Annotated in this window: 21 protein-coding genes and 5 pseudogenes; 9 read left to right on the forward strand and 17 right to left on the reverse strand. The window is 33.1% G+C overall.

What is annotated here, in order from left to right; genetic code table 11:
* Window positions 1-55: 55 nt before the first annotated feature.
* The 7 genes from merA to ISP02_RS12145 all read right to left on the reverse strand — a co-directional run bounded on the left by merA (window position 56) and on the right by ISP02_RS12145 (window position 6,019).
* A complete protein-coding gene (gene merA, locus ISP02_RS12115; protein ID WP_069822315.1) occupies window positions 56-1,699 on the reverse strand; it encodes a mercury(II) reductase in 1,644 nt (547 codons plus the stop codon).
* A 57-nt stretch (window positions 1,700-1,756) separates the two neighbouring features.
* Window positions 1,757-2,128 carry a mercuric transport protein MerT gene (gene merT / locus ISP02_RS12120; RefSeq protein WP_195721757.1) on the reverse strand — a complete coding sequence of 124 codons (372 nt, stop codon included), beginning with the start codon at window positions 2,126-2,128 and terminating at the stop codon, window positions 1,757-1,759.
* Window positions 2,129-2,215: 87 nt separating this feature from the next.
* The gene (locus tag ISP02_RS12125) at window positions 2,216-2,896 is read right to left on the reverse strand and encodes a cytochrome c biogenesis CcdA family protein (RefSeq protein ID WP_069822316.1); all 681 of its coding nucleotides are present in this window, start codon (window positions 2,894-2,896) and stop codon (window positions 2,216-2,218) included.
* Window positions 2,893-3,378: a TlpA family protein disulfide reductase gene (locus tag ISP02_RS12130; RefSeq protein ID WP_195721758.1), complete on the reverse strand. Its 486-nt coding sequence runs from the start codon at window positions 3,376-3,378 to the stop codon at window positions 2,893-2,895. The genes ISP02_RS12125 and ISP02_RS12130 overlap by 4 nt, the downstream gene beginning before the upstream one ends.
* A 16-nt stretch (window positions 3,379-3,394) precedes the next feature.
* A complete protein-coding gene (gene merR, locus ISP02_RS12135) occupies window positions 3,395-3,802 on the reverse strand; it encodes an Hg(II)-responsive transcriptional regulator MerR (protein WP_195721759.1) in 408 nt (135 codons plus the stop codon).
* A 299-nt stretch (window positions 3,803-4,101) separates the two neighbouring features.
* Window positions 4,102-5,448, reverse strand: coding sequence for a dihydrolipoyl dehydrogenase family protein (locus ISP02_RS12140; protein WP_069822318.1), 1,347 nt, complete (start codon window positions 5,446-5,448; stop codon window positions 4,102-4,104).
* Between the two features lie 406 nt (window positions 5,449-5,854).
* A complete protein-coding gene (locus ISP02_RS12145; protein WP_174894809.1) occupies window positions 5,855-6,019 on the reverse strand; it encodes a hypothetical protein in 165 nt (54 codons plus the stop codon).
* Between the two features lie 34 nt (window positions 6,020-6,053).
* Here ISP02_RS12145 and ISP02_RS12150 point away from each other — a divergent pair, with 34 nt between their 5' ends.
* The 4 genes and pseudogenes from ISP02_RS12150 (at window position 6,054) to ISP02_RS12165 (ending at window position 10,175) form a co-directional block, all read left to right on the forward strand.
* The gene (locus ISP02_RS12150; RefSeq protein WP_208455802.1) at window positions 6,054-6,224 is read left to right on the forward strand and encodes a hypothetical protein; all 171 of its coding nucleotides are present in this window, start codon (window positions 6,054-6,056) and stop codon (window positions 6,222-6,224) included.
* Between the two features lie 101 nt (window positions 6,225-6,325).
* Window positions 6,326-6,922, forward strand: a pseudogene (locus ISP02_RS12155) (recombinase family protein); the annotation flags it as partial.
* A gap of 368 nt (window positions 6,923-7,290) precedes the next feature.
* The gene (locus tag ISP02_RS12160) at window positions 7,291-9,066 is read left to right on the forward strand and encodes an oleate hydratase (protein WP_195721761.1); all 1,776 of its coding nucleotides are present in this window, start codon (window positions 7,291-7,293) and stop codon (window positions 9,064-9,066) included.
* Between the two features lie 71 nt (window positions 9,067-9,137).
* Window positions 9,138-10,175, forward strand: a complete 1,038-nt coding sequence (locus tag ISP02_RS12165; RefSeq protein WP_195721762.1) for a 2,3-butanediol dehydrogenase — start codon at window positions 9,138-9,140, stop codon at window positions 10,173-10,175.
* 134 nt (window positions 10,176-10,309) lie between these two features.
* Here the strand turns inward: ISP02_RS12165 and ISP02_RS12170 are convergent, their stop codons facing one another.
* The 4 genes and pseudogenes from ISP02_RS12170 to ISP02_RS12185 form a co-directional block, all read right to left on the reverse strand.
* Window positions 10,310-10,684 carry a hypothetical protein gene (locus ISP02_RS12170; protein WP_048794252.1) on the reverse strand — a complete coding sequence of 125 codons (375 nt, stop codon included), beginning with the start codon at window positions 10,682-10,684 and terminating at the stop codon, window positions 10,310-10,312.
* Between the two features lie 7 nt (window positions 10,685-10,691).
* Window positions 10,692-11,216, reverse strand: coding sequence for an acyl-CoA thioesterase (locus ISP02_RS12175; protein WP_048794251.1), 525 nt, complete (start codon window positions 11,214-11,216; stop codon window positions 10,692-10,694).
* A gap of 109 nt (window positions 11,217-11,325) precedes the next feature.
* Window positions 11,326-12,213, reverse strand: coding sequence for a cidABC operon transcriptional activator CidR (cidR, locus tag ISP02_RS12180; protein WP_048794255.1), 888 nt, complete (start codon window positions 12,211-12,213; stop codon window positions 11,326-11,328).
* A gap of 26 nt (window positions 12,214-12,239) precedes the next feature.
* Window positions 12,240-12,750 (reverse strand): annotated as a pseudogene (locus ISP02_RS12185) (recombinase family protein).
* 997 nt (window positions 12,751-13,747) lie between these two features.
* Here ISP02_RS12185 and ISP02_RS12190 point away from each other — a divergent pair.
* Entirely contained in the window at window positions 13,748-14,266 is a 519-nt protein-coding gene (locus ISP02_RS12190; RefSeq protein WP_195721763.1) for a type 1 glutamine amidotransferase domain-containing protein, read from the forward strand.
* A 186-nt stretch (window positions 14,267-14,452) separates the two neighbouring features.
* On the opposite strand, the gene ISP02_RS12195 is transcribed toward ISP02_RS12190, so the two are convergent.
* Window positions 14,453-15,601, reverse strand: a complete 1,149-nt coding sequence (locus ISP02_RS12195; protein ID WP_070704335.1) for a zinc-dependent alcohol dehydrogenase — start codon at window positions 15,599-15,601, stop codon at window positions 14,453-14,455.
* A gap of 237 nt (window positions 15,602-15,838) precedes the next feature.
* On the opposite strand from ISP02_RS12195, the gene ISP02_RS12200 reads away from it, so the two are divergent.
* Complete coding sequence (locus ISP02_RS12200; RefSeq protein ID WP_195721764.1) at window positions 15,839-16,363, forward strand: hypothetical protein; 525 nt, start codon at window positions 15,839-15,841, stop codon at window positions 16,361-16,363.
* A gap of 194 nt (window positions 16,364-16,557) precedes the next feature.
* Here the strand turns inward: ISP02_RS12200 and ISP02_RS12205 are convergent.
* From ISP02_RS12205 to ISP02_RS12220, 4 genes and pseudogenes are all read right to left on the reverse strand, one after another.
* Window positions 16,558-16,881, reverse strand: a pseudogene (locus tag ISP02_RS12205) (AAA family ATPase); the annotation flags it as partial.
* 181 nt (window positions 16,882-17,062) lie between these two features.
* Window positions 17,063-18,226, reverse strand: a complete 1,164-nt coding sequence (gene chrA / locus ISP02_RS12210; protein WP_048794477.1) for a chromate efflux transporter — start codon at window positions 18,224-18,226, stop codon at window positions 17,063-17,065.
* Window positions 18,227-18,236: 10 nt separating this feature from the next.
* Entirely contained in the window at window positions 18,237-18,539 is a 303-nt protein-coding gene (locus ISP02_RS12215; protein WP_048794476.1) for a PadR family transcriptional regulator, read from the reverse strand.
* Window positions 18,540-19,179: 640 nt separating this feature from the next.
* Window positions 19,180-19,812, reverse strand: a complete 633-nt coding sequence (locus tag ISP02_RS12220) for an IS6 family transposase (protein WP_328806066.1) — start codon at window positions 19,810-19,812, stop codon at window positions 19,180-19,182.
* Between the two features lie 96 nt (window positions 19,813-19,908).
* Between ISP02_RS12220 and ISP02_RS12225 the strand changes: the two are divergent.
* From ISP02_RS12225 to ISP02_RS12240, 3 genes and pseudogenes are all read left to right on the forward strand, one after another.
* A pseudogene (locus tag ISP02_RS12225) lies at window positions 19,909-20,074 on the forward strand (Mu transposase C-terminal domain-containing protein); the annotation flags it as partial.
* Window positions 20,067-20,742: pseudogene (locus ISP02_RS12910) on the forward strand (AAA family ATPase). The pseudogenes ISP02_RS12225 and ISP02_RS12910, both read left to right, overlap by 8 nt.
* A 131-nt stretch (window positions 20,743-20,873) precedes the next feature.
* Entirely contained in the window at window positions 20,874-21,476 is a 603-nt protein-coding gene (locus ISP02_RS12240) for a recombinase family protein (protein ID WP_195721765.1), read from the forward strand.
* Window positions 21,477-21,591: 115 nt separating this feature from the next.
* On the opposite strand, the gene dmpI is transcribed toward ISP02_RS12240, so the two are convergent.
* Complete coding sequence (gene dmpI, locus ISP02_RS12245) at window positions 21,592-21,777, reverse strand: 4-oxalocrotonate tautomerase DmpI (RefSeq protein ID WP_195721766.1); 186 nt, start codon at window positions 21,775-21,777, stop codon at window positions 21,592-21,594.
* Window positions 21,778-21,786 lie beyond the last annotated feature (9 nt).

Raw genomic sequence — 21,786 nt, forward strand, 5'->3', positions numbered from 1 at the left:
CACTTCATTGTTTTAAGTGCCTCCTGCAACATAGCATTAGAATCAAAAGGAACCATTAGCCTGCACAACAAGATAATTTCGATACGTCTTTATCAAACGTCAAGGCTGCAAGCTTTAATCCTTCAGCCATCGTTAAATAAGGCGCAAAGCTATCCGTAAGGTCTTCAATGGTCAATCCAAATTGAACCGCTAACGTTGCCGCATAAATCACATCTCCAGCATTTTCACTCACAATGTGCGCCCCGATCAATTTCTGGGTTTGGGCGTTGACTACAAGTTTATAGACCCCTGTTGTTTCGTGATTGACTAAGGCCCGCGGTACAGCGTCCAACGGAAGGACCGATGTTTTGACATCGTAACCTTTTTCTTTTGCCTGTTGTTCAGTCAAGCCGACTGTGGCGATCGATGGATTGGTGAAGGTTACGCCGGGAACAAAGCGAAGATCGATTTTGCGTTTCGCTAGACCCAACGCATTATTTGCCACAATCCCGCCTTCATAAGCTACAACATAAACGAATTGCGGACCGAGGGTCACATCGCCCGCGGCATATATTCGGTTATTCGACGTTTGCAAATATTCATTGGTCAGCACTTCGCCTTTTTTCCCTGTTTTCACACCTGCTGATTCAAGGTTTAAAGTCTCTGTGTTCGGCTTTCTTCCTGTTGCCACGAGGACTTGATCGGCTTCGATGACTTGTTCTTGACCGTTCACTTCAATATAAATGCTTGTCGACTTACCGTTTTGCTCAACCTTTTGATAAGTGACCCCAGTGATCAGGTTAAGTCCTTGCTCAGTTAAGGATTCATCGATGGCTTCGGAAATTTCAGGATCGTAGGTTTTAAACAGACGCTCGCTTCTTTGCATGAGAGTCACTTCTGTTCCGAGGTTGTGAAACATTTGACCTAATTCCGCTGCGATATAGCCAGAACCGATCACTGCCAATCGTTGTGGAACCTCTTTTAATTCGAGTGCGGATGTACTTGTTAAATAATCAACCTCATTCATTCCCGGGATTTCCGGAACAGCCGGAGAAGCCCCCGTTGCGATTAAAAAGCTTTTAGACGTGATGTTTTGTCCATTCACTTGTATCGTCTTATCGTCGATAAACGAGGCCTCGCCACGAATGAGATCAAATCCATATTCTTCGATCAAGTCTATATATTTTTCTTGACGCATTTGACTGACTAATCCATCTTTTTGTTCGGTCAATTGGGCAAGGTCCGCAGCACCGGTACTCGTTTGAAGTCCGGTAAACGGATTGTTTTGGGCGAGACCGTTTATTTCACCGGCACGAAGCATGGTTTTTGACGGTACACAACCGATGTTAACGCAGGTCCCCCCGACGGTTCCCCGTTCTACCATGGCCACTTTCGCCCCGTTTTCATTGGCCTTGATAGCTGCAGAAAACGCCGCACCGCCGGAACCAATAATCAGAAGATCGTAATCGCCATCCCGATTGAAATCTACACTGTTTTCAGAGGGCTGGCTTTCTTCCTCTCCGGGTTGATAGCCGGCTGCCGAAATATTTTGCTTAGCCTTTTCGATCTGATCATCGCTGAGTTCAAAAATGGCCTCACCGCGTCGGAAATCGGCCGAAACATCTTTAGCTCCGGCTTGTTCCAATGCTTCGGTTACATGTTCTTCACAGCCTGTGCATGTCATGCCTTGAATGGGTATTTTATATGAATTTTGAGTCATTTGAATCCCTCTTTCTATTTAAAGTTTGATAGACAGTTCTGTACATTTATCTCATATTTATCTTGTCTCATGTTTCCGATCCACGTTCTCTGGAGGCGTACAGCAATCCGTTTTATTTTTTGTTTTTCCATTGCCTTCAGGAGAATTGTATTTGTTCTTCAACAACTTGCTGAGGATCAGAGCAATCATAACAATGGCCAATGCTGCAAAAATGCCGGTCAACCACCAATTTCCTGTCGCACCAGCAAAGAGGGCACCAATACCTGTGCTCCCTAATGCAACAAGGAGAATCGGTCCTGCGCAACAAAGTAAAGGAACCAATAATATTCCGAAAAAGGCCCAAACACCCCAGCGGTTACCTTTCGAGCGATTCTCATCCATCATTCTCACCCTTTCTAAAAAAAATTTTATTCTTTGGTTAAGGTACATACATGGCCTATAGCCTAACTTGAAATTTGTTCGTTTAGCTTTTTTACATCTTTCATCTATTTTTTGTTACACCTGATCGGTTGGATTTTAAAATGTCCAAATGCCACCAGAACCGAAAGACCAGTAATAAGCCATGTACAAACCGGAGAGGAAAATCACAACAGCTGCTATTTTTTGGATAGAACCCATATAGTTGTGCAGAAACTTCTGTACCAATTGTCGTGAAATCAATGAGACCATCGTGATCGCTGTCACCACAATTCCCATACCAAGGGAGTAGATGATGAACTTGATGATCACGGCCGTTACGCTATTGTCATTCAGCGATGCAGAGACCACCAACATAAAGGCTGGCAAGGTACAACCAAGTGATGTCACGGCATAGGCTATTCCGTAAAAATAGATAGACCATTTCCCTGGCTTGACTTGAAAAGATCCTATTTTAATCGGCAAATGCTTCCCAAATAGCATGCCCAACCCCAATAAAGCAATGAGTATACCCATAACCAATGAAAGAATCGGAAAAATCCCTGTTAGTGCGCTTCCCAATCCTCCTATCAACAAACCAGCCAATACAAAAATCGTTAAAAACCCCGTGGTCATCGCTCCACCAAGCCCTAATCCTTTAAAAATTGCATAGCGGAACGAATGATCCTTTGTTTCGCCTCCAATTAAATAGGAGATATAAGAAGGAAGCAAGGCGATACCACAAGGATTAAAGGCCGCAACCATTCCAGCGGTCAGAATGAAGAGAAACGAAAAACTCATAATTCCACTCCTATTTGAGTCAACGCTTCTTTTAAATCATCAAAGGACGGTCGAACAGAACGATAGAATACCTCATTTTCAGAATTGACCAGTACGATCTCTTCCAATTGTTTGACGCCATAGGTATCCGCAATTTCTTTACCATTCTTTAAAACATGGGGCCAATCCCCGCCATAATCCTGTTTAAATTTCGCAAGGCTTTCTTTTGTATCTGTGTTAGGGTCTAAACTAACTGTGATCAATTGAACATCGTTCGGGTTTAGTTGATGAATTTCCTTAAAGATTTCCTCATTGTATATACAAGATGGACACCAGGTTGCCATAAAATAAATGAGTGCGGGTTTCTCATTAGGTAGGCTGACTGGATTTCCTTGAATGTCTTGAACCTTTGATTCATTCGCGGTATCAGATTCTGCTCCACAAGCTGTTAAACCGATTAACAACACCGTCATTATAGCGGTGAAGGAAATGCGTTTTTTCATTCAAATCTTCCCCCATTTATTTATCAGGCCCTCCCATTAACGTTTCAATAATAGGACAGGTATACATCGCCTTTTCATCTGGACACTTTTCTTTTAATTCCTCTAATAACCGTTGGATTCGTAACAAATCCTGCACTTTCCGCTCGATTTCTTTGGTTTTTTGAACGGTAAAGGCGTACATATCTTTACATCTCTCCCCATCTTGATCAACCACACCAAACAACAGGTGGATTTCCTTTAGCGAGAAATCCAATTCCTTCATTTGTTTAATAAACCGTACCCGATCTGCTGTTTCCTCTGAATATATTCGATACCCTGATTCGTTTCTGGGAGGCCCGGCTATCAATCCTTTCCGCTCGTAATACCGAACGGTTTCTTTATTCACATCACACGCTTTAGCCAATTCACTGATTTTCATCCCCATATTATCACCTCAATAAAAAGTATAAACCCTGTACCATAGTACACGGTCAAGTCATACATTATTTTTTCTTTTATAGAATAATCTTATAAAATAGGTCAGATAAAAAACCTTATTTATCAAGTGTTCACATAAGCTTTTTTAGAAGTTTAAGAATAAAGATATCTGCTCTTCACGCCAAGAAGCCACATTCTTCCGTTGAAAAATGCGGCTGTCAAAAAAGTTATTTTCTTTTTGATTCTAAGATCATATAACAAGATTAGACGATAAAGTGGTTTATAAACATCTCACAAAACGCAAACTTACAACATGTGTGCAATGTCCGAAGCTGCCGTTGGATAGGCAAATATCATTTGTTTCAATTCTTTGGTTGAAATTCCAAAGCGAATGGCTGTTGCAAAGTGGTTAATTAGTTCATCGGCTTCATTACTAATCAAATGAGCACCGACAACTTGATCACTATCCTCGTCAATTAGCACTTTAAACGCAGCAAAACCTTCATTTGTCCGTTTATACGTAAACCAATCGGAAATGTTTTTATGCTTTACTTTAATATTCCGGCCAGAATTTTTGGCTTCCTCTTCGCTCATACCCACCGATGCCATTTTCGGAACGGTGAAGACAGCAGATGGAATAACAGGGTATTCAATCTTTCTGCTGTTTCCTTTCAATAAATTAGATGCTACGATATGGGAATCTGCACTGGCTACAGGTGTGAGAGGCAATCCATCCGTTGCTGCAGCATCTCCAGCTGCATAAACGTTCGGGTTACTTACACTTTGCAAATACTCATTAACATGGACACCATGTTTTTTCCTTTCTATGTTCCCTTTTTCAAGATTCACATCTAAGGCAGGGACCCGTCCAGCTCCATGAATAACAATGTCTGCTTCCAACCGAGTTATATCCTCTTTTTTTCGAGCGTACACATGAAACTTTCCTTGTTCTTTTTCAATGGATTCAACGGAATGTTGAAGATGTACCTGTATGCCAATCTCTTTCGACTTTTCTAAAAGGATATCTACAAGGCCTACATCAAAATTCTCCAAAGGTCTTTGACCTCGATGGATAATGTGAACTTCTGATCCAGCGCGTGCTGCGATGTGAGCAAATTCAAACGAAATATACCCACCACCAACAAAGACGATTCTTTGTGGTAATTCATCCAACTCCAAAAACTCATCACTATAAGTAAGATGTTCTTCTCCTTGTATGGGCAAAGGGGTAGGTTTCGCACCACTAGCAATCAAGAAATGCTTCCCTTCGAGCCTTTCTTGATCGACTTCAAGTTGGTCCTCACTAATGAAAGATGCTTTGCCATGATACGTATCGATTCCCTGTTTATTCAATGCTTGTTCTTTTTTCTCCGGTACATGATCTGTAAAGGTTCTTTTAAAGCTCATAAGATCTTTCCAGTTGATGGAGGCTTCTGACGGTACTCCGTTCCTAGCCATTCGTTTGTTCCAATCGATGAGCTCGGCCGCACCATGTAAAACTTTTTTTGGGTCACATCCACGTAGCGCACACGTGCCCCCAAACGGCCTGTCATCTATCATAGCTACACTCCAGCCGGCTTTATTGCATTTTGCTGCTGTGATTGACCCCGCAGAACCTGTACCAATCACAATAAGATCGTATTTCTTTGTCATCATTATCCTCCTCACAGAAATCACTCTTTAATAAGTTTCCCTTGTTTTTATCTAACGAAACCCTGTACCTCATCCACAGTTTGAAAAAATCCATCATCTTAACTAAACGGTGGATTCACTGTGTTGTTATCCCGGACAACATTGTTAAATATATGGCAAGGGGTTCTTTTAAATCTTCTACAGTTAAGCAAATTAACGGCTAATGTCGCCTCGTTGTATCGCAAATCACATTTTGATTTTCGGATACAGTTTAAGTTAATTAACTTATCATTTTGACAAACTGAATAGAAACTTATAATACTTCCAACAGAGATCAGATGAAAACCTTATTTATCAAGTGTTGGCATAGGTTTTTTAAACAGTGACAATAAAGATATTTGCTCTTCACGTCACGAAGCCGCATTCCTCATATAAAGAATTCCAAACAAAACAAATCTTTCAACATAGATTTAGGTAACCAGGTAAACCAGGTACCACCGACCATATCACGAGGCATTGTTATTAATGCCGCCTTATCTGTTTCACGAACTACTAAACCTTTATGAACATACGAATTTATATATGAACTCATAATCACTATCCTTTCTATATTCGACACCTTTATTATGCCACTTTATAACGTAAGTTGGAATAGTTCAATGAACGCTAAAGGCATTAAAGAAAATTCGGTCTTTCTGGTACGTCCAGATTGTTATGTGTCTGTAGCTACTGATGTTCAAAATCTTGAACCAATAAAAAATATGATTCATAAGTATAGTATTCGTCACTTAAACTAAATAGCCTAAAATAGAGAAAAGAGAATTGCAATTTGATTATTGCAATTCTCTTTCTTATTTATTAAGTAAAAATATTCTCATATATCAAGTAAAGTAACAGTTATGCGAGAGTATCTTCGATAGATCAAAATTTAGAAAGACAATTGGATAATTTAAAGACGTTTGGTGTGGAGAAAATCTTTACAGAGAAACAGTCGGGAAAGTCAGTGGAAAATAGACCTGTATTTCAAGAAGCACTCAATTTTGTCAGAATGGGAGATCGATTCGTTGTGGAATCTATTGATCGTTTAGGACGTAACTATGATGAAATTATTGAAACTGTGAATTATTTAAAAGAAAAAGACGTTCAGTTAATGATTACCAGCTTACCTATGATGAATGAAGTGATCGGCAATCCATTACTGGATAAGTTTATGAAAGATTTAATCATTCAAATATTAGCAATGGTTTCAGAACAAGAGAGAAATGAAAGTAAACGTAGACAAGCGCAAGGGATTCAAGTCGCAAAAGACAAAGGTGTATATAAAGGACGTCCTTTACTCTATTCACCGAATGCGAAAGATCCTCAAAAACGTGTTATCTATCATCGAGTTGTCGAAATGTTAGAAGAAGGACAAGCAATTAGTCAGATTGCGAAAGAAGTTAATATTACAAGACAAACAGTTTATAGAATTAAACATGATAAGGGATTATCTTGATAAATTGATTGTCAATGCAACTGAGCGTTTCTCACAGCATTCTAAAACGCATATTAACCTTCGTTTCATAAATTGCTACATCAAAACCAGAGAAAGTAATTTGAAAAGCGGTTTGTCTTCCTTATGTTGCCCCATCAACTATTATGAATTTTTTGAAACTCATCGTTAATTCTCCTTAATATAATCCTGAAAACCACAATATACTCTTATGTTAATAAATTACAATAAAAACCTAAAAAAGCAAAAAATCATAAAAGTAAAATAGTAAATTTTATCATTTTTTGTATTTTAATCCTCAGAGGCGTATATTAAAAGTATAAAGAATTGGAATATTGAGAAATTATACTTATTAAAAGGGTGATGTTCTTATGTATTATACTAATAGTAATTATGAAGCTTTTGCGCGTCCGAAAAAACCAGAAAACGTTGATAAAAAATCAGCATATTTGATTGGATCAGGTTTAGCTTCACTAGCAGCAGCATGTTTTTTAATTCGTGATGGTCAAATGAAAGGTGAAAATATCCATATTTTAGAAGAATTAAACATCTCAGGGGGAAGTTTAGACGGTATTAATATGGAGCATCATGGATTTGTTGTACGTGGTGGTAGAGAAATGGAAAATCATTTTGAATGCTTATGGGATTTATTTAGAAGTATTCCATCATTAGAACAACCTGAAGCATCTGTGTTAGATGAATTTTATTGGTTGAATAAGGAAGATCCTAACTATTCAAAATGTAGAGCCATTTATAGTGGGGGAAAACGTATTGAGACCGATGGCGATTTCACATTATCTAAAAAAGCAATTAAAGAAATTTTAAGTTTATGCATGAAAAAAGAAGAAGATTTAGAAGATGTTAAAATTTCCGAAGTTTTTACTGAAGATTTTTTAAACTCTAATTTTTGGTTATATTGGAAGACGATGTTTGCTTTTGAACCTTGGCATTCAGCAATGGAAATGCGACGATATCTTATGCGTTTTGTTCACCATATTGGTGGTTTGGCAAATTTTAGTGCTTTAAAATTCACTAAATATAACCAATATGAATCTTTAGTATTGCCAATGATAGAATATCTTAAGTCATATGGTGTGCATTTTGAATACGGTGTTCAAGTTGACAATATATTGGTCGATTCAACATCATCTAAGAAAATTGCACGAGAACTTCTTATAAACAAAAATGGTAAAACAGAGTCTATACCCTTAACTTTAGATGACCTTGTTTTTGTAACAAATGGTAGTATTACTGAAAGCTCAACTTATGGGAATAAAGACCAGCCTGCTCCACCAACGAAAGCATTGGGAGGTAGTTGGACATTATGGAAGAATCTAGCTAATCAGAGTCCAGAATTTGGGAGACCTGAAAAATTCTGTGATTATATTCCAAATAAAAGTTGGCTAGTATCTGCAACAACAACAACTAATAATAAAAAAGTTATTTCTTATATTGAAAAGTTAAGTAAACGTGATGTGTTATCTGGTCGTACCGTTACAGGGGGGATTGTAACAGTAGCTGACTCTAGTTGGCAACTTAGTTTTACAGTCAACCGCCAACAACAATTTAAAGAGCAGCCTAAAGATCAAGCCAGTATATGGATATATGCATTGTACTCTGACGTCAAAGGTGATTTTATTAAAAAACCAATCACTGAATGTACAGGTAGTGAAATATGCCAAGAGTGGTTATATCATATGGGAGTGCCACAAGATGAGTTAGTTGAATTGGCACAAACAGAATGTAATACAATTCCTGTTTATATGCCTTACGTGACAGCTTACTTTATGCCAAGAGCATACAAAGATCGTCCATTGGTTGTTCCTAATGGCTCTAAAAACTTAGCATTTATAGGTAATTTTGCTGAAACAGAACGTGATACAGTATTCACAACTGAATATTCTGTACGTACGGCTATGGAAGCTGTATATCAATTATTAGAAGTAGACAGAGGTGTACCTGAAGTGTATGCTTCTGAATTTGATGTACGTGTACTTATGGAAGCTTATTATCAATTAAACGATCGTAAATCATTACCTGAATTAGTTAATAAGAACTTTCTTAAACGTTCAGTTCTAAAAAAAGCGATGGAAAAAATACATGGCACATTCATTGAAGAATTATTACGCAAACATAAGTTATTATAAAAGTGGTTCTGTTGCAAAGTAACTTTTAAAAGGCATACTATTAAATTAACTAAAACAAGGAGGTTTTATCAATGAAAGCAGCAGTTTGGTATGGTCAAAAGGATGTACGAGTTGAAGATCGAAAATCTAAAGAGTTACAAGATAATGAGGTTAAAGTTAAAGTGTCTTGGGCTGGCATTTGTGGGACAGATTTACATGAATACTTAGAAGGCCCTATATTTATTTCAACAGACAAACCTGACCCGTTCCTTGGCCAAAAAGCGCCCGTTACATTAGGCCACGAATTTGCAGGTGTAGTAGATGATATTGGTTCTAAGGTTACAAAATTTAATAAAGGCGATCGTGTTGTCATTAATCCTACAGTTTCAAATCGTGAAAAAGAAGAAAATATTGATCTTTATGATGGTTATTCATTTATAGGCTTAGGTTCTGATGGTGGATTTGCAGAATTTACAAATGTCCCAGAAGAGAACGTTTATAAGCTACCAGATAAGGTTTCTGATAAAGAAGGCGCTCTTGTAGAGCCAACCGCTGTTGCAGTTCAAGCAATTAAAGAAGGCGAAGTTCTATTTGGCGATACTGTTGCTATTTTTGGTGCAGGGCCAATCGGTTTATTAACAGTAATAGCAGCCAAAGCTGCAGGTGCAAGTAAGATATTTGTTTTTGATTTATCAGAAGAAAGATTGAATAAAGCTAAAGCAATAGGTGCTACTCATACTATCAATTCTGGTGAATCAAACCCAAGTGATGTTATTAATAAACATACAGATAATGGTGTGGATGTAGCATTTGAAGTAGCTGGTGTAGCATCAACACTTAACTCTGCTATAGACATTACTAGAGCAAGAGGTAATGTTGTTATAGTGTCTATATTTGGTCATCCTATTGAATGGAACCCAATGCAATTAACGAATACAGGTGTAAAACTTACTTCCACGATTGCTTATACACCTACTACATTTCAACAAACAATAGATTTAATTAATGAAGGTAATTTAAAAGTTAAAGATGTTATTACTGATGAGATAGAGCTAGATGATATTGTGGAGTCAGGATTTGAAAAACTCGTAAACGATAAATCACAAGCAAAAATTCTCGTTAAGTTATAAAAATTAATAAAAGAGCCTCTCTAATTTAGGGAAGCTCTTTTATTAGCTAAAATATAGTTTGATTTAGTCAAGAAATTTGTGAGTTTTTATAATTCTTTTTATAATTCGTTAATCTAGGATTGTTAATAAAGTTATTATTTAATAATTGTATTGTTAAATACAAAACTAGGTTCGGCACCTAAAATGATAAGAAATATTTGTGAGTATTTCACATTTTGGAATTTTAACATCATATCTTTAAAAATTACAAAATTACTATCTTTTTTAACTTTTTTAACTTCTTGTTCATATAATTTTAAAACAGATTCTCTTATGAAAGTTGGTCTCTCATTTTGAATAGTTTCAGGGTTATCTGAAAACATAAGTAATCCTAAATATTTATAGTGGATACTTAATTGTCGTGTCAAACTAGCTATATATTCTAACTTTTCATACATACTAGGAAACTCGTTTCTTAGTTTTTTCAAATCTAACTTAACTTGGTTTAATTCTTCCATTTCAGTAAACATTTTATCACTACTCCAATTCCCATGGCTTATTGATATCAAGAGACTCAATTATATTTTTACTTCGCGATCTTTTAATTTTTCTCATTTTAGCTCTTTCTTCGCCGTCCATAAATAATAATTTTTCTTCTTTGGACTGAGGAGAGATTTTGGGTATTTTAATTGGTTTTTTCTTTTCATCTAAAGCTACAAAAGTAAGAAAAGCTAAAGCAGCAATTTTTCTTTCTGCAGTAATCATATCTTCTGAAATGACTTTACAAAATATTTCCATAGATTTTTCTCCTGTATAAACTACATAAGATTCTATACAAACTGAATCAGATTGAGTGATTGGATATAAAAATTCTACTGAATCTGTAGAAGCTGTAACACATTCTTTAACTCTTGCATGTCTTCTAGCTGAAAGCGTTGCGTTATTATCAATTTTTTTCATCAACACCCCCCCAAATAGGGTATTATAATTGTTTAAATCATTAATTAATACTTGATCCGTACTGACAATTTTACTGTCACTAGGAAATTTATAATTTTCCATAAAAAACTCCCGTTTCTATAATGTTTATGTTCTAATTATAGAGCGAGAGTATATAAATATAAAATATCATTTTTTTATACAGCTATAAATTTCTCAAATACCTTTATATTTAATAGTTAATTAAGAAGTTTTCTTGGAGAAATTTAATCCAATTTTTTGTTAAAGAATCAACTATAATATCTTTTCTCCAAATAATGGCAAGTTCCCATTTCATGGAAGGTTCATTAATATCGATGGCTTTTAAATTATTATCTAATAATTCTAGTATTCCTTCGGGTAATATACATATTCCCAGATTATTTAATAACATTTCTTCTATGAAACTCCATTGGGTGGTTTCAAAAATCATATTAGGATTAAAGCCATAATCTCTACACGTATTTTTGATTTTATCGTTTAAATAGAAATCAGAATTAAATAAAATAAATTCTTGTTCTTTTAAATCTTCTATATTAACCGTTTTTCTTTTAGATAATTTATGATTTTTATGAACAACCAATTTTAATTTTTCTTCTAAAAAAGAGAAAGTATTAAAGTTTTTATTATTTGTAGGCAGTACGGTAATCCCCATGTCTAAATCACCATAATATATATCGTTTTCAATTTTTTTACTACCATTTTCAAAAAGTTGAAAAGTTATATTAGGATACATTTCATGAAATTGTGAAATTAAGTTAATTAATATTCTTATATTAATAATAGTAGGTATTCCAATTTTTAAACGTCCTGTTTTTAATTCTAATAAATTACTTAATTCATTAGGGATATTATCATACATTTTAAGCATTTCTTTACATTGAAAAAAGAAAGCTTCCCCTGCGTCAGTTAAATATATTTGATTTTTATATCTATTAAATAAGATTACTTCTAATTCTTCTTCTAATAATTTAATTGTATTACTAATTGTGGGCTGTGTAATAAAAAGACTATCTGCTGCTTTGGTCATACTTTTTTGTTTTACAACTTCTACAAAATACTGCATATGTTTAAGTTCCAATAAATTTCCTCCTTTTTTATTATTCTCTATATCGGTGAACGACTAACATCTGTCTGTACAGCAAATCTCTTCGCCTGTAAGTTTTGTTAATCATGTATAAATTTGCTTTCTCTTTGCTTGTAATCAGGTAATGAAGCCCTTCCACCTTTGTGGCTTCTTGCTCGTGAAGCTTCTAATTCTTTTTTGGGACTGTCACTTAGCAAATTAGCTTTGAGTTCAACGAATGTATTCATCGTGGTAAAGAACATTTTGCTCATCGCATCTTTCGTGAATACATTCATACCTATAATATGTAAGTCAATGCTGTTTTTAGCGAACCATTGAGATAACTCAATTAATTGTTTTGTTGTACGTTTAAGACGATCTAACTTATAGAGAATTAGAACATCTCCTTCTCATAAATAATCCCAAAACTTATCAAGTTCGATTCTTATCGATTTTATGATTACTTGCTTTCTCGCTAAAGATACGTTCACAGCCATATTTCTCAAGTGTATCAATCTTTTTTGAACTTTTTCGAGAAACTATTAATGAAATCTAATTCTCGATGCAAATAAACACGTCTGTAAGCGTCTAAAAAACCAAGTTTTTTAAAAATTTCCTTATTTAATTATTAATAGTTTCAAACGTTAATTCATATAAATCTTTATCGTCTAAATTAATGAACTTCCTCAATATTAACTCGATACCTGTTATTTATTTTGTTTCTTAGAGATTTAATTATAATAGATTATATTAATATGCATATTAGTTGTATAACTATTATTTTTATTATTTCTTTAAATTCTTCAAACGCTTTTTATTCATTGGCATTAAATAATCTTTATCATTTTCATTTAAATAAACTTTTATATCTATATTTTTAGCAGTTACACCGCCTAAATTTTGTTGTTAAAAAAAGTAGTTACATAGTCAGAATCAGTTTCAGCTAGACTTCTTAATTTTAAACCTTTTCCTTCTTGTTCGATAATAATTTGATCGAAGGCTAAGAACGGGATAAAAGAAATTTTAATTTATCTGATTTGTATTATTACTGAAATGATATATAAAATTGCCATAATAAATGTTCCAATTCAACCAATTGTTTGTAAATATTTATTATCAAATTTTCCATTTGAAATAAGTAATAATTTAATTTTACTCTACCTCCACAATACAATCTATATTCATTAATACACTTAATAGTATTTGATAATCTAGAATAAGTTGTATAGACTGTTTCATAGTAAATTACTAATTAAGAAAAGGGGGTTAAATAAAGAGATTATGAGTATAGCATTCACCATCATACATTAGTTCCTTTATTTTATAATAGGGTAGAGTCGCAAAGTTACTTACTGTTGATTATATATAATACATTCTTTTTTAAAGTTTTTAAAAGATCTTTTTTAGAAAGTTTATGTACTGTTAAATCAGTTATTTCAGATTCAAAAGTAGTTGATAAAACAATTATAAAGCATCCTATGTTTAAATTTTCTCTTTCTAGTGTATATAGCATCTAGATGTAAAATATAATTGAAAGGCATGTTGTATTATGAATAAAAAAGTAGCAATCATTTTAGCAGATGAATTTGAAGATATAGAATTAACTAGTCCTAAAGAAGCATTAGAAAATGCTGGATTTGAGACTGAAATTATTGGAGATACGGCAAAACATGAACTTGTTGGCAAACATGGGGAAAAAGTAACTGTAGATGTTAGCATTTCAGATGCGAAACCAGAAAATTATGATGCCTTATTAATTCCTGGTGGATTCTCACCTGACCATTTACGTGGTGATGAAGAAGGTCGTTATGGTACATTTACTAAGTATTTTACTCAAAATGACGTACCAACATTTGCAATTTGCCACGGACCCCTTTTACTAGTTGATACTGATGATTTAAATGGACGTACAATAACTGGTGTTATCAATGTACGCAAAGATTTATCTAATGCAGGTGCACATGTTGTAGATGAATCAGTTGTAATAGATAACAATATTGTAACAAGTCGTACACCAGATGACTTAGAAGATTTTAATAGAGAAATTATTAAACAATTAGAAGCATAATTTTGAAATACTAATCAATGTTCATTATCTTAGAGATTATGTTTTTATAAAAAGAAACAGCATTAGATAATTGATTAAAGTCAGAAATTTTATAACTTAATGCTTATGAAAATTATCACATGAAATTAATAAAGGAGTCTATATACTGGTTATAATCTGTATATAGACTCCTTTATATATTTATTATTACGGTTTTAGAATTACTTTAATATTATTATCTTTTTTCTGATCGAAAATATCATACGCTTGGCTGGCATCTTCTAAAGGCAAGGTATGCGTTATAATTTCTGTTGGATCAAAAACTTCATTTTTAATCATTTCATATAATTTTGGCATTTGATGAATAACTGGGGCTTGGCCACTTTTTACTTGGACATCTCTATTAAAAATTAAATCTATTGGAAAATTATCTGCAGGGGTACCGTAAATACCAGTTAATTGAATCGTCCCGAATTTTCGTACTGATTCAGCTGCTGTAATAATTGGACTAATATTACCGCGTTGTGCTGAATTTGAACTAATCTCTAAATCATCTTGAGCAATTTGTCCATCCATTCCAACACAATCTATAACGACATCTGCACCACCGCGTGTGCTTTCATGAAGTAATTTTCCTATATTATCTTCTTTAGAAAAATTATACACTTCAGCTCCGTTGAATTTTTTAGCATGATTTAATCTATGTTCTATATTGTCAATGGCGATCACACGTTCAGCGCCTTTTAATTTAGCAAATTTTTGTGCCATTAAACCGATTGGCCCACAACCGAGAACAATAACGGTATCTCCAGATTTTACGCCTGCATGTTCAACACTCCAATAAGCTGTTGGGACAACATCAGATAAAAATAATACTTGTTCGTCTTTCAAATCACTATCTGGAACTTTGAAAGAGGAGAAATCGGCAAATGGAACTCTTAAATACTCTGCTTGACCTCCCCAGTGGTTTCCGTGCATGCCACCAAAACCGAAAAGCCCACCATTATCCATTTTCCAACTTGCCGGTGATGGATTAGAATTATCACACTGAGATTCCATATCATTATTACAATAGAAACAATCGCCACAACCTATGTTAAAAGGTATAACTACTCTATCTCCCTTTTTCAAGGTTTTAACGTCTTTTCCTACTTCTTCTACAATTCCCATTGGCTCATGTCCAATAACAAAACCAGGATCCATAAATAAATCACCTTGATGGTAAAGATGTAGATCAGAACCACATATACCTGAAGCTGTTATTTTTATAATTGCATCCGTTGATTCTTCTATTATTGGATCATGTACTTCACGCACTTCCATGTTTTTATGACCTTGATAAGTAACTGCTTTCATTTATACCACCCTCCTTAAAAAACTGTACCCGTGATATTATAATGCAAACTCAGAAGAATAAATTGATTTATTAATCTTTTTAGAAAATTGTTAGTTTATATGTTGCAAAATACCCAGAATCGTATTTATATAGCTAAAAAATTGATATCTAATGCTCATTTTTATATAGTTAATATGAAATTTATATTATAGTTATCAAAGACAGTGTACTACTTTGTCAAAAAAGAGGAGCTAAATATGATTAATATTATATCAGCGATCGGATCGCTCGGAACATTTATTATGGCCTTATTTTATTTTGTATCAGTATCAGTTCAACTTTACCAAATGAAAATAAGTTTTATTCCTGCATTAGGATTTAATCAGATTTTATTAATTAGAGATAAAGACCAAAGGTTAAATTTAAAAAATACCACTTCTAATGCGGAAGAACATGAAGATTATTTGAATTTATATAATTTAGGAGGTGGATCAGCAAAAAAAATCACCATTGAAGTTTTATTAGGTGAAGATAAAGTTATTCAAAAAAAATATGTTAATATGTTACCTAGTAAAGAAGGTTATATGCTACCTATAAATAAAAGAGTATTTGATGAATTAGACGATACTATAAAAAATAATGGTTACGAATCCAATATGAATATTAAGTTATCCTATTATCATAATGTGAGTAGAAAAAAACAAGAAATATTTTTAAAAGGACATATAGACGAATTCAATACCTACGAAGATGAGTCCATTTATGAACTACAGTTTATTTAAGTAAGAAAATGAATAATTGTAAATTAAATAACTGTGAGCATCACCAAAATTAACATGTAATTATCAACTATCTATTTAGGTGGGTAGTTTTATTTATAAGTAATATAATTGTCACTTTATTCGATATATGAGAATGACTTTACCTAATAAATGAGAAAAGCAACGCATTTTAATATAGTGCGTTGCTTTTTCTATTATCGAATACCTATAACTAAACTATCTCTAGCTGTTTCTACAACTTCTGTACTTATTTTATCTAAACCATTTATATCCATAATTCTGTCTATCTGCGCAAATAAACGATGAATCAGCCTAAAATTCCCTTTTGTAATTTTAATAATCGTCGTTATTGCCTCATAATCAGTAAAGTCTTCGAGTTTTAAATCAAATCCTAAATCTTGCCACTTATATTCTAATATATGATGTGTCTCATCTTTACTTAGATTATCAAATTCATGCGCAAAACCTATGCGCGAATATAGTTGAGGATAACGAGATAGTTTTTTCTCTATGCCCGGCTGTCAGTTTTAGAGTTATATGGCACAAATTTTGTTCTTTAAATGGCATAAATAATATTAAATAAATTAATATTGTCTATAGTGTTTAGTTTATAAAGTTATAAAAGGAGCCTGGGATTTATGTCCCAGACTCGTATAGAATATAAGTATTTTAATTATTGTTTATATTCATTGATTTATATTAATAAAATAAAACACCTAAAATAATACCTATCAAAACAATAGCCCAAGAAGGCAATTTAAAATACATTAATAATATGAACAATGAGCTGGCTAAAGCAAAATCTAATTCTGATTTAATCGTTGAAGTCCAAATTGGGTTATAAAAAGCAGCAATAAGAATACCGACTACGCCTGCACTTATCCCTTTTAAAAATCCTTCAGCATAAATATTAGATTTAATATTATCCCAGAATGGCAAAATTCCAAATAACAAAAGAAATGCTGGTAGGAAAATAGCAATAGTAGCCAAAATTGCTCCTCCTATCCCTTCCATAGACATACCAATGTATGAAGCAAACGTAAATAACGGTCCGGGTACAGCTTGAGCAGCAGCATAACCCGTTATGAAGTTATCGGGTGATATTAATCCTGATGGTACAAACTCATTTTTCAATAAAGGTAAGACAACATGTCCTCCTCCAAAAACTAAAGAACCTGATCTATAAAAACTATCAAACATTTTTAACCATAGATTATTTGTCATAGAACTAGCGATAGGTAATACAGTTAATAGTAAAAAGAATAATGATAATGAAACAAAACCTAATTTTTTAGGTAACTTAAATGATTTGTTTTTTATTTTGGTTCTATCTGTTGATGTTTGTTTTAGAAAGATGAGACCATATACACCAGTTATTGATAGTGCAATGACTTGTATATAAAGATTATTTATTACTAACGATAATATAAGAACAAATAATGCTAATGCAATAGTGGTTTTGGTATTTGTTAATTTTTTGCCCATTCCTATAATAGCTTGGCCTACAATAGCAACAGCTACTAGTTTTAAACCTTGCATCCAAGTGAAACTTACATCACTATTTGTAAATAGCGCTGAAAAAATCATTAGTATAATTACAGATGGGAGCGTAAATCCGATAAATGAGATAATACCTCCTCCGATGCCGGCTCTTATAGTTCCTATACCAATACCTACTTGGCTACTTGCAGGACCAGGTAAAAACTGGCATAGTGCTACCAAATCAGAATACTCTTTTTCATCAAGCCATTTTCTTTTTTTTACATATTCATCATAAAAATAGCCTAAATGGGCAGTAGGTCCACCGAATGATAATAAACCAAGTTTTAATGCAACAAAAAAAATATTTATATATTTATACATAAAGGTCTCCTTATATTTCGTTGGTTAACTCTTTTAATTTTTCTCTAGATTCTTCTAAAAACTTTTTACCTTCTGGAGTTATTGAATAGTATTTTCTATTTTTTCCATTTACAGTTTTCGTGGTACTTTTTAAAAGGTTCTCGTTTTCTAGTGTATGGAATATTGGATAAAGGGTACCAGGACTCATATTATAACCATGTTCTTCTAATTCTTTAATCATCCAAGCCCCATATATTTTATCTTCTTTTGCATGATGTAATATATGGATATAGATAAATCCTAAAAATAGTTTTCGTTGTATTTTACTTTTCAATATATCTCTCCTTATTTAAAATCGAATTACGATATCGTAATTCGATTTTAATATGTGTAAATACTCTTGTCAATTAATTTATTAAGTTTGAAATCAGTGAATTAGTAGTAAAAACATCAAGTATCTACTTGATGTTTTTACTAAAATCTTTAATTGTATTACCTATTTCATCTCTAACACGTTGGTGCCACTTTACTTGATATATGAGAATATTTTTACTTAATAAATAAGAAAGAGAAATGCAATTTGAACATTGCAATTCTCTTCTCTCTATTTTGGACTATTTAGTTTAAGTGACGAATACTATACTTATGAATCATATTTTTTATTGGTTCCAGATTTTGAACATCAGTAGCTACAGACACATAACAATCTGGACGTACCAGAAAGGCCGAATTTTCTTTAATACCTTTTACAAATATCTTTTACTGATATTTCATCAAAGTTATATGTATTCAATAAGCTTACTAAAGCACTTTCTATCTTTTCTCTTGATTTTATTATACGTATATCTGTTATTTTTTCATCCAAAGTATTCCACTCCTCGGGTATTAAAATTATTCAACTAACATAATTAACAAGGTTCTGTTGCAAAGTAAAAAAATATAGCTAACCACTAATTTATCATGTCAGTCTTCGCTTAACTTGCTAGCATGATGCTAATTTCGTAGCATGGCGAAAATCCGTAGATCTGAAGAGACCTGCGGTTCTTTTTATATAGAGCGTAAATACATTCAATACCTTTTAAAGTATTCTTTGCCGTATTGATACTTTGATACCTTGTCTTTCTTACTTTAATATGACGGTGATCTTGCTCAATGAGGTTATTCAGATATTTCGATGTACAATGACAGTCAGGTTTAAGTTTAAAAGCTTTAATTACTTTAGCCATTGCTACCTTCGTTGAAGGTGCCTGATCTGTAATTACCTTTTGAGGTTTACCAAATTGTTTAATGAGACGTTTGATAAACGCATATGCTGAATGATTATCTCGTTGCTTACGCAACCAAATATCTAATGTATGTCCCTCTGCAATGGCACGATATAAATAACTCCATTTTCCTTTTATTTTGATGTACGTCTCATCAATACGCCATTTGTAATAAGCTTTTTTATGCTTTTTCTTCCAAATTTGATATAAAATTGGGGCATATTCTTGAACCCAACGGTAGACCGTTGAATGATGAACGTTTACACCACGTTCCCTTAATATTTCAGATATATCACGATAACTCAATGCATATCTTAGAGAGTAGCCAACGGCTACAGTGATAACATCCTTGTTAAATTATTTATATCTGAAATAGTTCATACAGAAGACTCCTTTTTGTGAAAATTATACTATAAATTCAACTTTGCAACAGAACCTATAAAAGATACACAACACGCTCGCAGTCAGAGAAGAAAGCATTTAAAAGAAAATATTACCAGCCCAAGTACCACTGATTTAATAAAAGAAGAAAAAAATTATAATTATTCACCTCAAGAAACGACTAAAAACGTCAAAAAAGTTAAAGAGGTATCGTAATGACTAAACCTCAAAACTTCATTGAAACGAAAGAGTATAAATGGTTTGCTGAATTTTGTGATTCTTGTATTAAATATCAATATATTGGCATATGTTATGGTCAACCAGGTGTTGGGAAAACATTATCTTCACGATATTATACCAATTGGGATAATATTGAGAAACAAGTTACCCATAGAGGGTGGAAGGGTTTGGCCAATAAAACGACTGATGATATACTATCTGTTAACAAGATATTTTATACTGCACCTGCTGAAAAGTAAACAAGACTGAGTAGTAATTTACACAGTATCAATGGGAGCATTGATTTGGGACAAAAATTACATGTTATAAATAAATACGAACATAAACATAGTGAAAATTTTAGTGATGCATTCCAAGACATTGAACTCATTATAATAGATGAAATTGATAGACTTAAAGTGCAAAATTTAGAACAACTAAGAAACATTTATGACCAACATAATTTAGCAATGATATTCATTGGTATGCCTGGCATTGAGAAAAAACTATCTCGTTATCCTCAACTATATTCTCGTATAGGTTTTGCGCATGAATTTGATAATCTAAGTAAAGACGAGACGCATCATATATTAGAATATAAAGGGATTAGATAAAATCAGTACAGAAGTTGTAGAAACCGCGAGAGACAGTTTAGTCATAGGTATACGATAATAAAAACAACGTACTTTTAATAAAGTACGTTGTTTTTCTCATTTATTAGGTAAAAGTATTCTCATACATCATGTAAAGTGACATGTTGTTTTTACATGTATGATTAGGGTGTATGATAAAGGGTGTTGAAAATGATAGTTGGTTATGCAAGAGTTTCGACTATTGACCAAAATTTAAATAGACAAATTGAAAACCTACAATCTTTTGGTGCAGAAAAAATTTTTACAGAAAAACAGTCAGGTAAATCGATTGAAAATAGACCCATTTTTCAAGAAACATTAAATTTTGTACGTGTGGGGGATCGCTTAATTGTAGAGTCAATTGATCGATTAGGTAGAAATTACGACGAAGTCATTCAAACGGTTAACTATTTAAAGGAAAAAGAAGTTCAATTAATGATTACAAGCTTACCTATGATGAATGAAGCAATTGCTAATCCACTATTAGATAAGTTCATGAAAGATTTAATTATTCAAATTTTAGCAATGATTTCTGAACAAGAAAGAACTGAAAGTAAACGTCGACAAGAACAAGGTATCAAAGTAGCTAAAGAAAAAGGTATATATAAAGGCAGGCCTGTACTTTATTCTCCTAATGCTAAAGATCCTCAAAAACGTTTAGTATATTATCGTGTTATAGAGAGGCTAGAACAAGGAGTTTCTATAAGTAAAATCGCTAAAGAGGTAAATGTTACAAGGCAAACTATATATAGAATTAAAAAGGATCAAGCATAATAGTCTAATTATGCTTGATCCTTTTTAATTCTATATAAGATTTTTGAAATAGTAAATCTATGACACATATTATTGATTTTTATCTATATTTTTAATTAGTAAGAAAAAGTAACTTTTATGTTCTTTCACTTAATAACTTTCCTCCAGAACCCACGTTATCTAGGTTATTCTCTTTTAAAATCACATAATATCCTTCTTGTGGGATACCAGTAATACGTGAAGCAGTTTCTGTTAATTCCTCGACTAGTTGTTTCTTTTGATCTTTTGTTAAATCTAGTGTTTCTAATTTTAAAATTGGCATAATAAGCAA

The organism is Staphylococcus durrellii (genome assembly GCF_015594545.1).
GTDB classification, from domain to species: domain Bacteria; phylum Bacillota; class Bacilli; order Staphylococcales; family Staphylococcaceae; genus Staphylococcus; species Staphylococcus durrellii.

Coding starts and splice junctions, on each gene's coding strand:
- merA (WP_069822315.1), bottom strand. CDS start 1,699: ATGACTCAAAATTCATATAAAATACCCATTCAAGGCATGACATGCACA.
- merT (WP_195721757.1), bottom strand. CDS start 2,128: ATGTACCTTAACCAAAGAATAAAATTTTTTTTAGAAAGGGTGAGAATG.
- ISP02_RS12125 (WP_069822316.1), bottom strand. CDS start 2,896: ATGAGTTTTTCGTTTCTCTTCATTCTGACCGCTGGAATGGTTGCGGCC.
- ISP02_RS12130 (WP_195721758.1), bottom strand. CDS start 3,378: ATGAAAAAACGCATTTCCTTCACCGCTATAATGACGGTGTTGTTAATC.
- merR (WP_195721759.1), bottom strand. CDS start 3,802: ATGGGGATGAAAATCAGTGAATTGGCTAAAGCGTGTGATGTGAATAAA.
- ISP02_RS12140 (WP_069822318.1), bottom strand. CDS start 5,448: ATGACAAAGAAATACGATCTTATTGTGATTGGTACAGGTTCTGCGGGG.
- ISP02_RS12145 (WP_174894809.1), bottom strand. CDS start 6,019: ATGAGTTCATATATAAATTCGTATGTTCATAAAGGTTTAGTAGTTCGT.
- ISP02_RS12150 (WP_208455802.1), top strand. CDS start 6,054: ATGCCACTTTATAACGTAAGTTGGAATAGTTCAATGAACGCTAAAGGC.
- ISP02_RS12160 (WP_195721761.1), top strand. CDS start 7,291: ATGTATTATACTAATAGTAATTATGAAGCTTTTGCGCGTCCGAAAAAA.
- ISP02_RS12165 (WP_195721762.1), top strand. CDS start 9,138: ATGAAAGCAGCAGTTTGGTATGGTCAAAAGGATGTACGAGTTGAAGAT.
- ISP02_RS12170 (WP_048794252.1), bottom strand. CDS start 10,684: ATGTTTACTGAAATGGAAGAATTAAACCAAGTTAAGTTAGATTTGAAA.
- ISP02_RS12175 (WP_048794251.1), bottom strand. CDS start 11,216: ATGGAAAATTATAAATTTCCTAGTGACAGTAAAATTGTCAGTACGGAT.
- ISP02_RS12190 (WP_195721763.1), top strand. CDS start 13,748: ATGAATAAAAAAGTAGCAATCATTTTAGCAGATGAATTTGAAGATATA.
- ISP02_RS12195 (WP_070704335.1), bottom strand. CDS start 15,601: ATGAAAGCAGTTACTTATCAAGGTCATAAAAACATGGAAGTGCGTGAA.
- ISP02_RS12200 (WP_195721764.1), top strand. CDS start 15,839: ATGATTAATATTATATCAGCGATCGGATCGCTCGGAACATTTATTATG.
- chrA (WP_048794477.1), bottom strand. CDS start 18,226: ATGTATAAATATATAAATATTTTTTTTGTTGCATTAAAACTTGGTTTA.
- ISP02_RS12240 (WP_195721765.1), top strand. CDS start 20,874: ATGATAGTTGGTTATGCAAGAGTTTCGACTATTGACCAAAATTTAAAT.
- dmpI (WP_195721766.1), bottom strand. CDS start 21,777: ATGCCAATTTTAAAATTAGAAACACTAGATTTAACAAAAGATCAAAAG.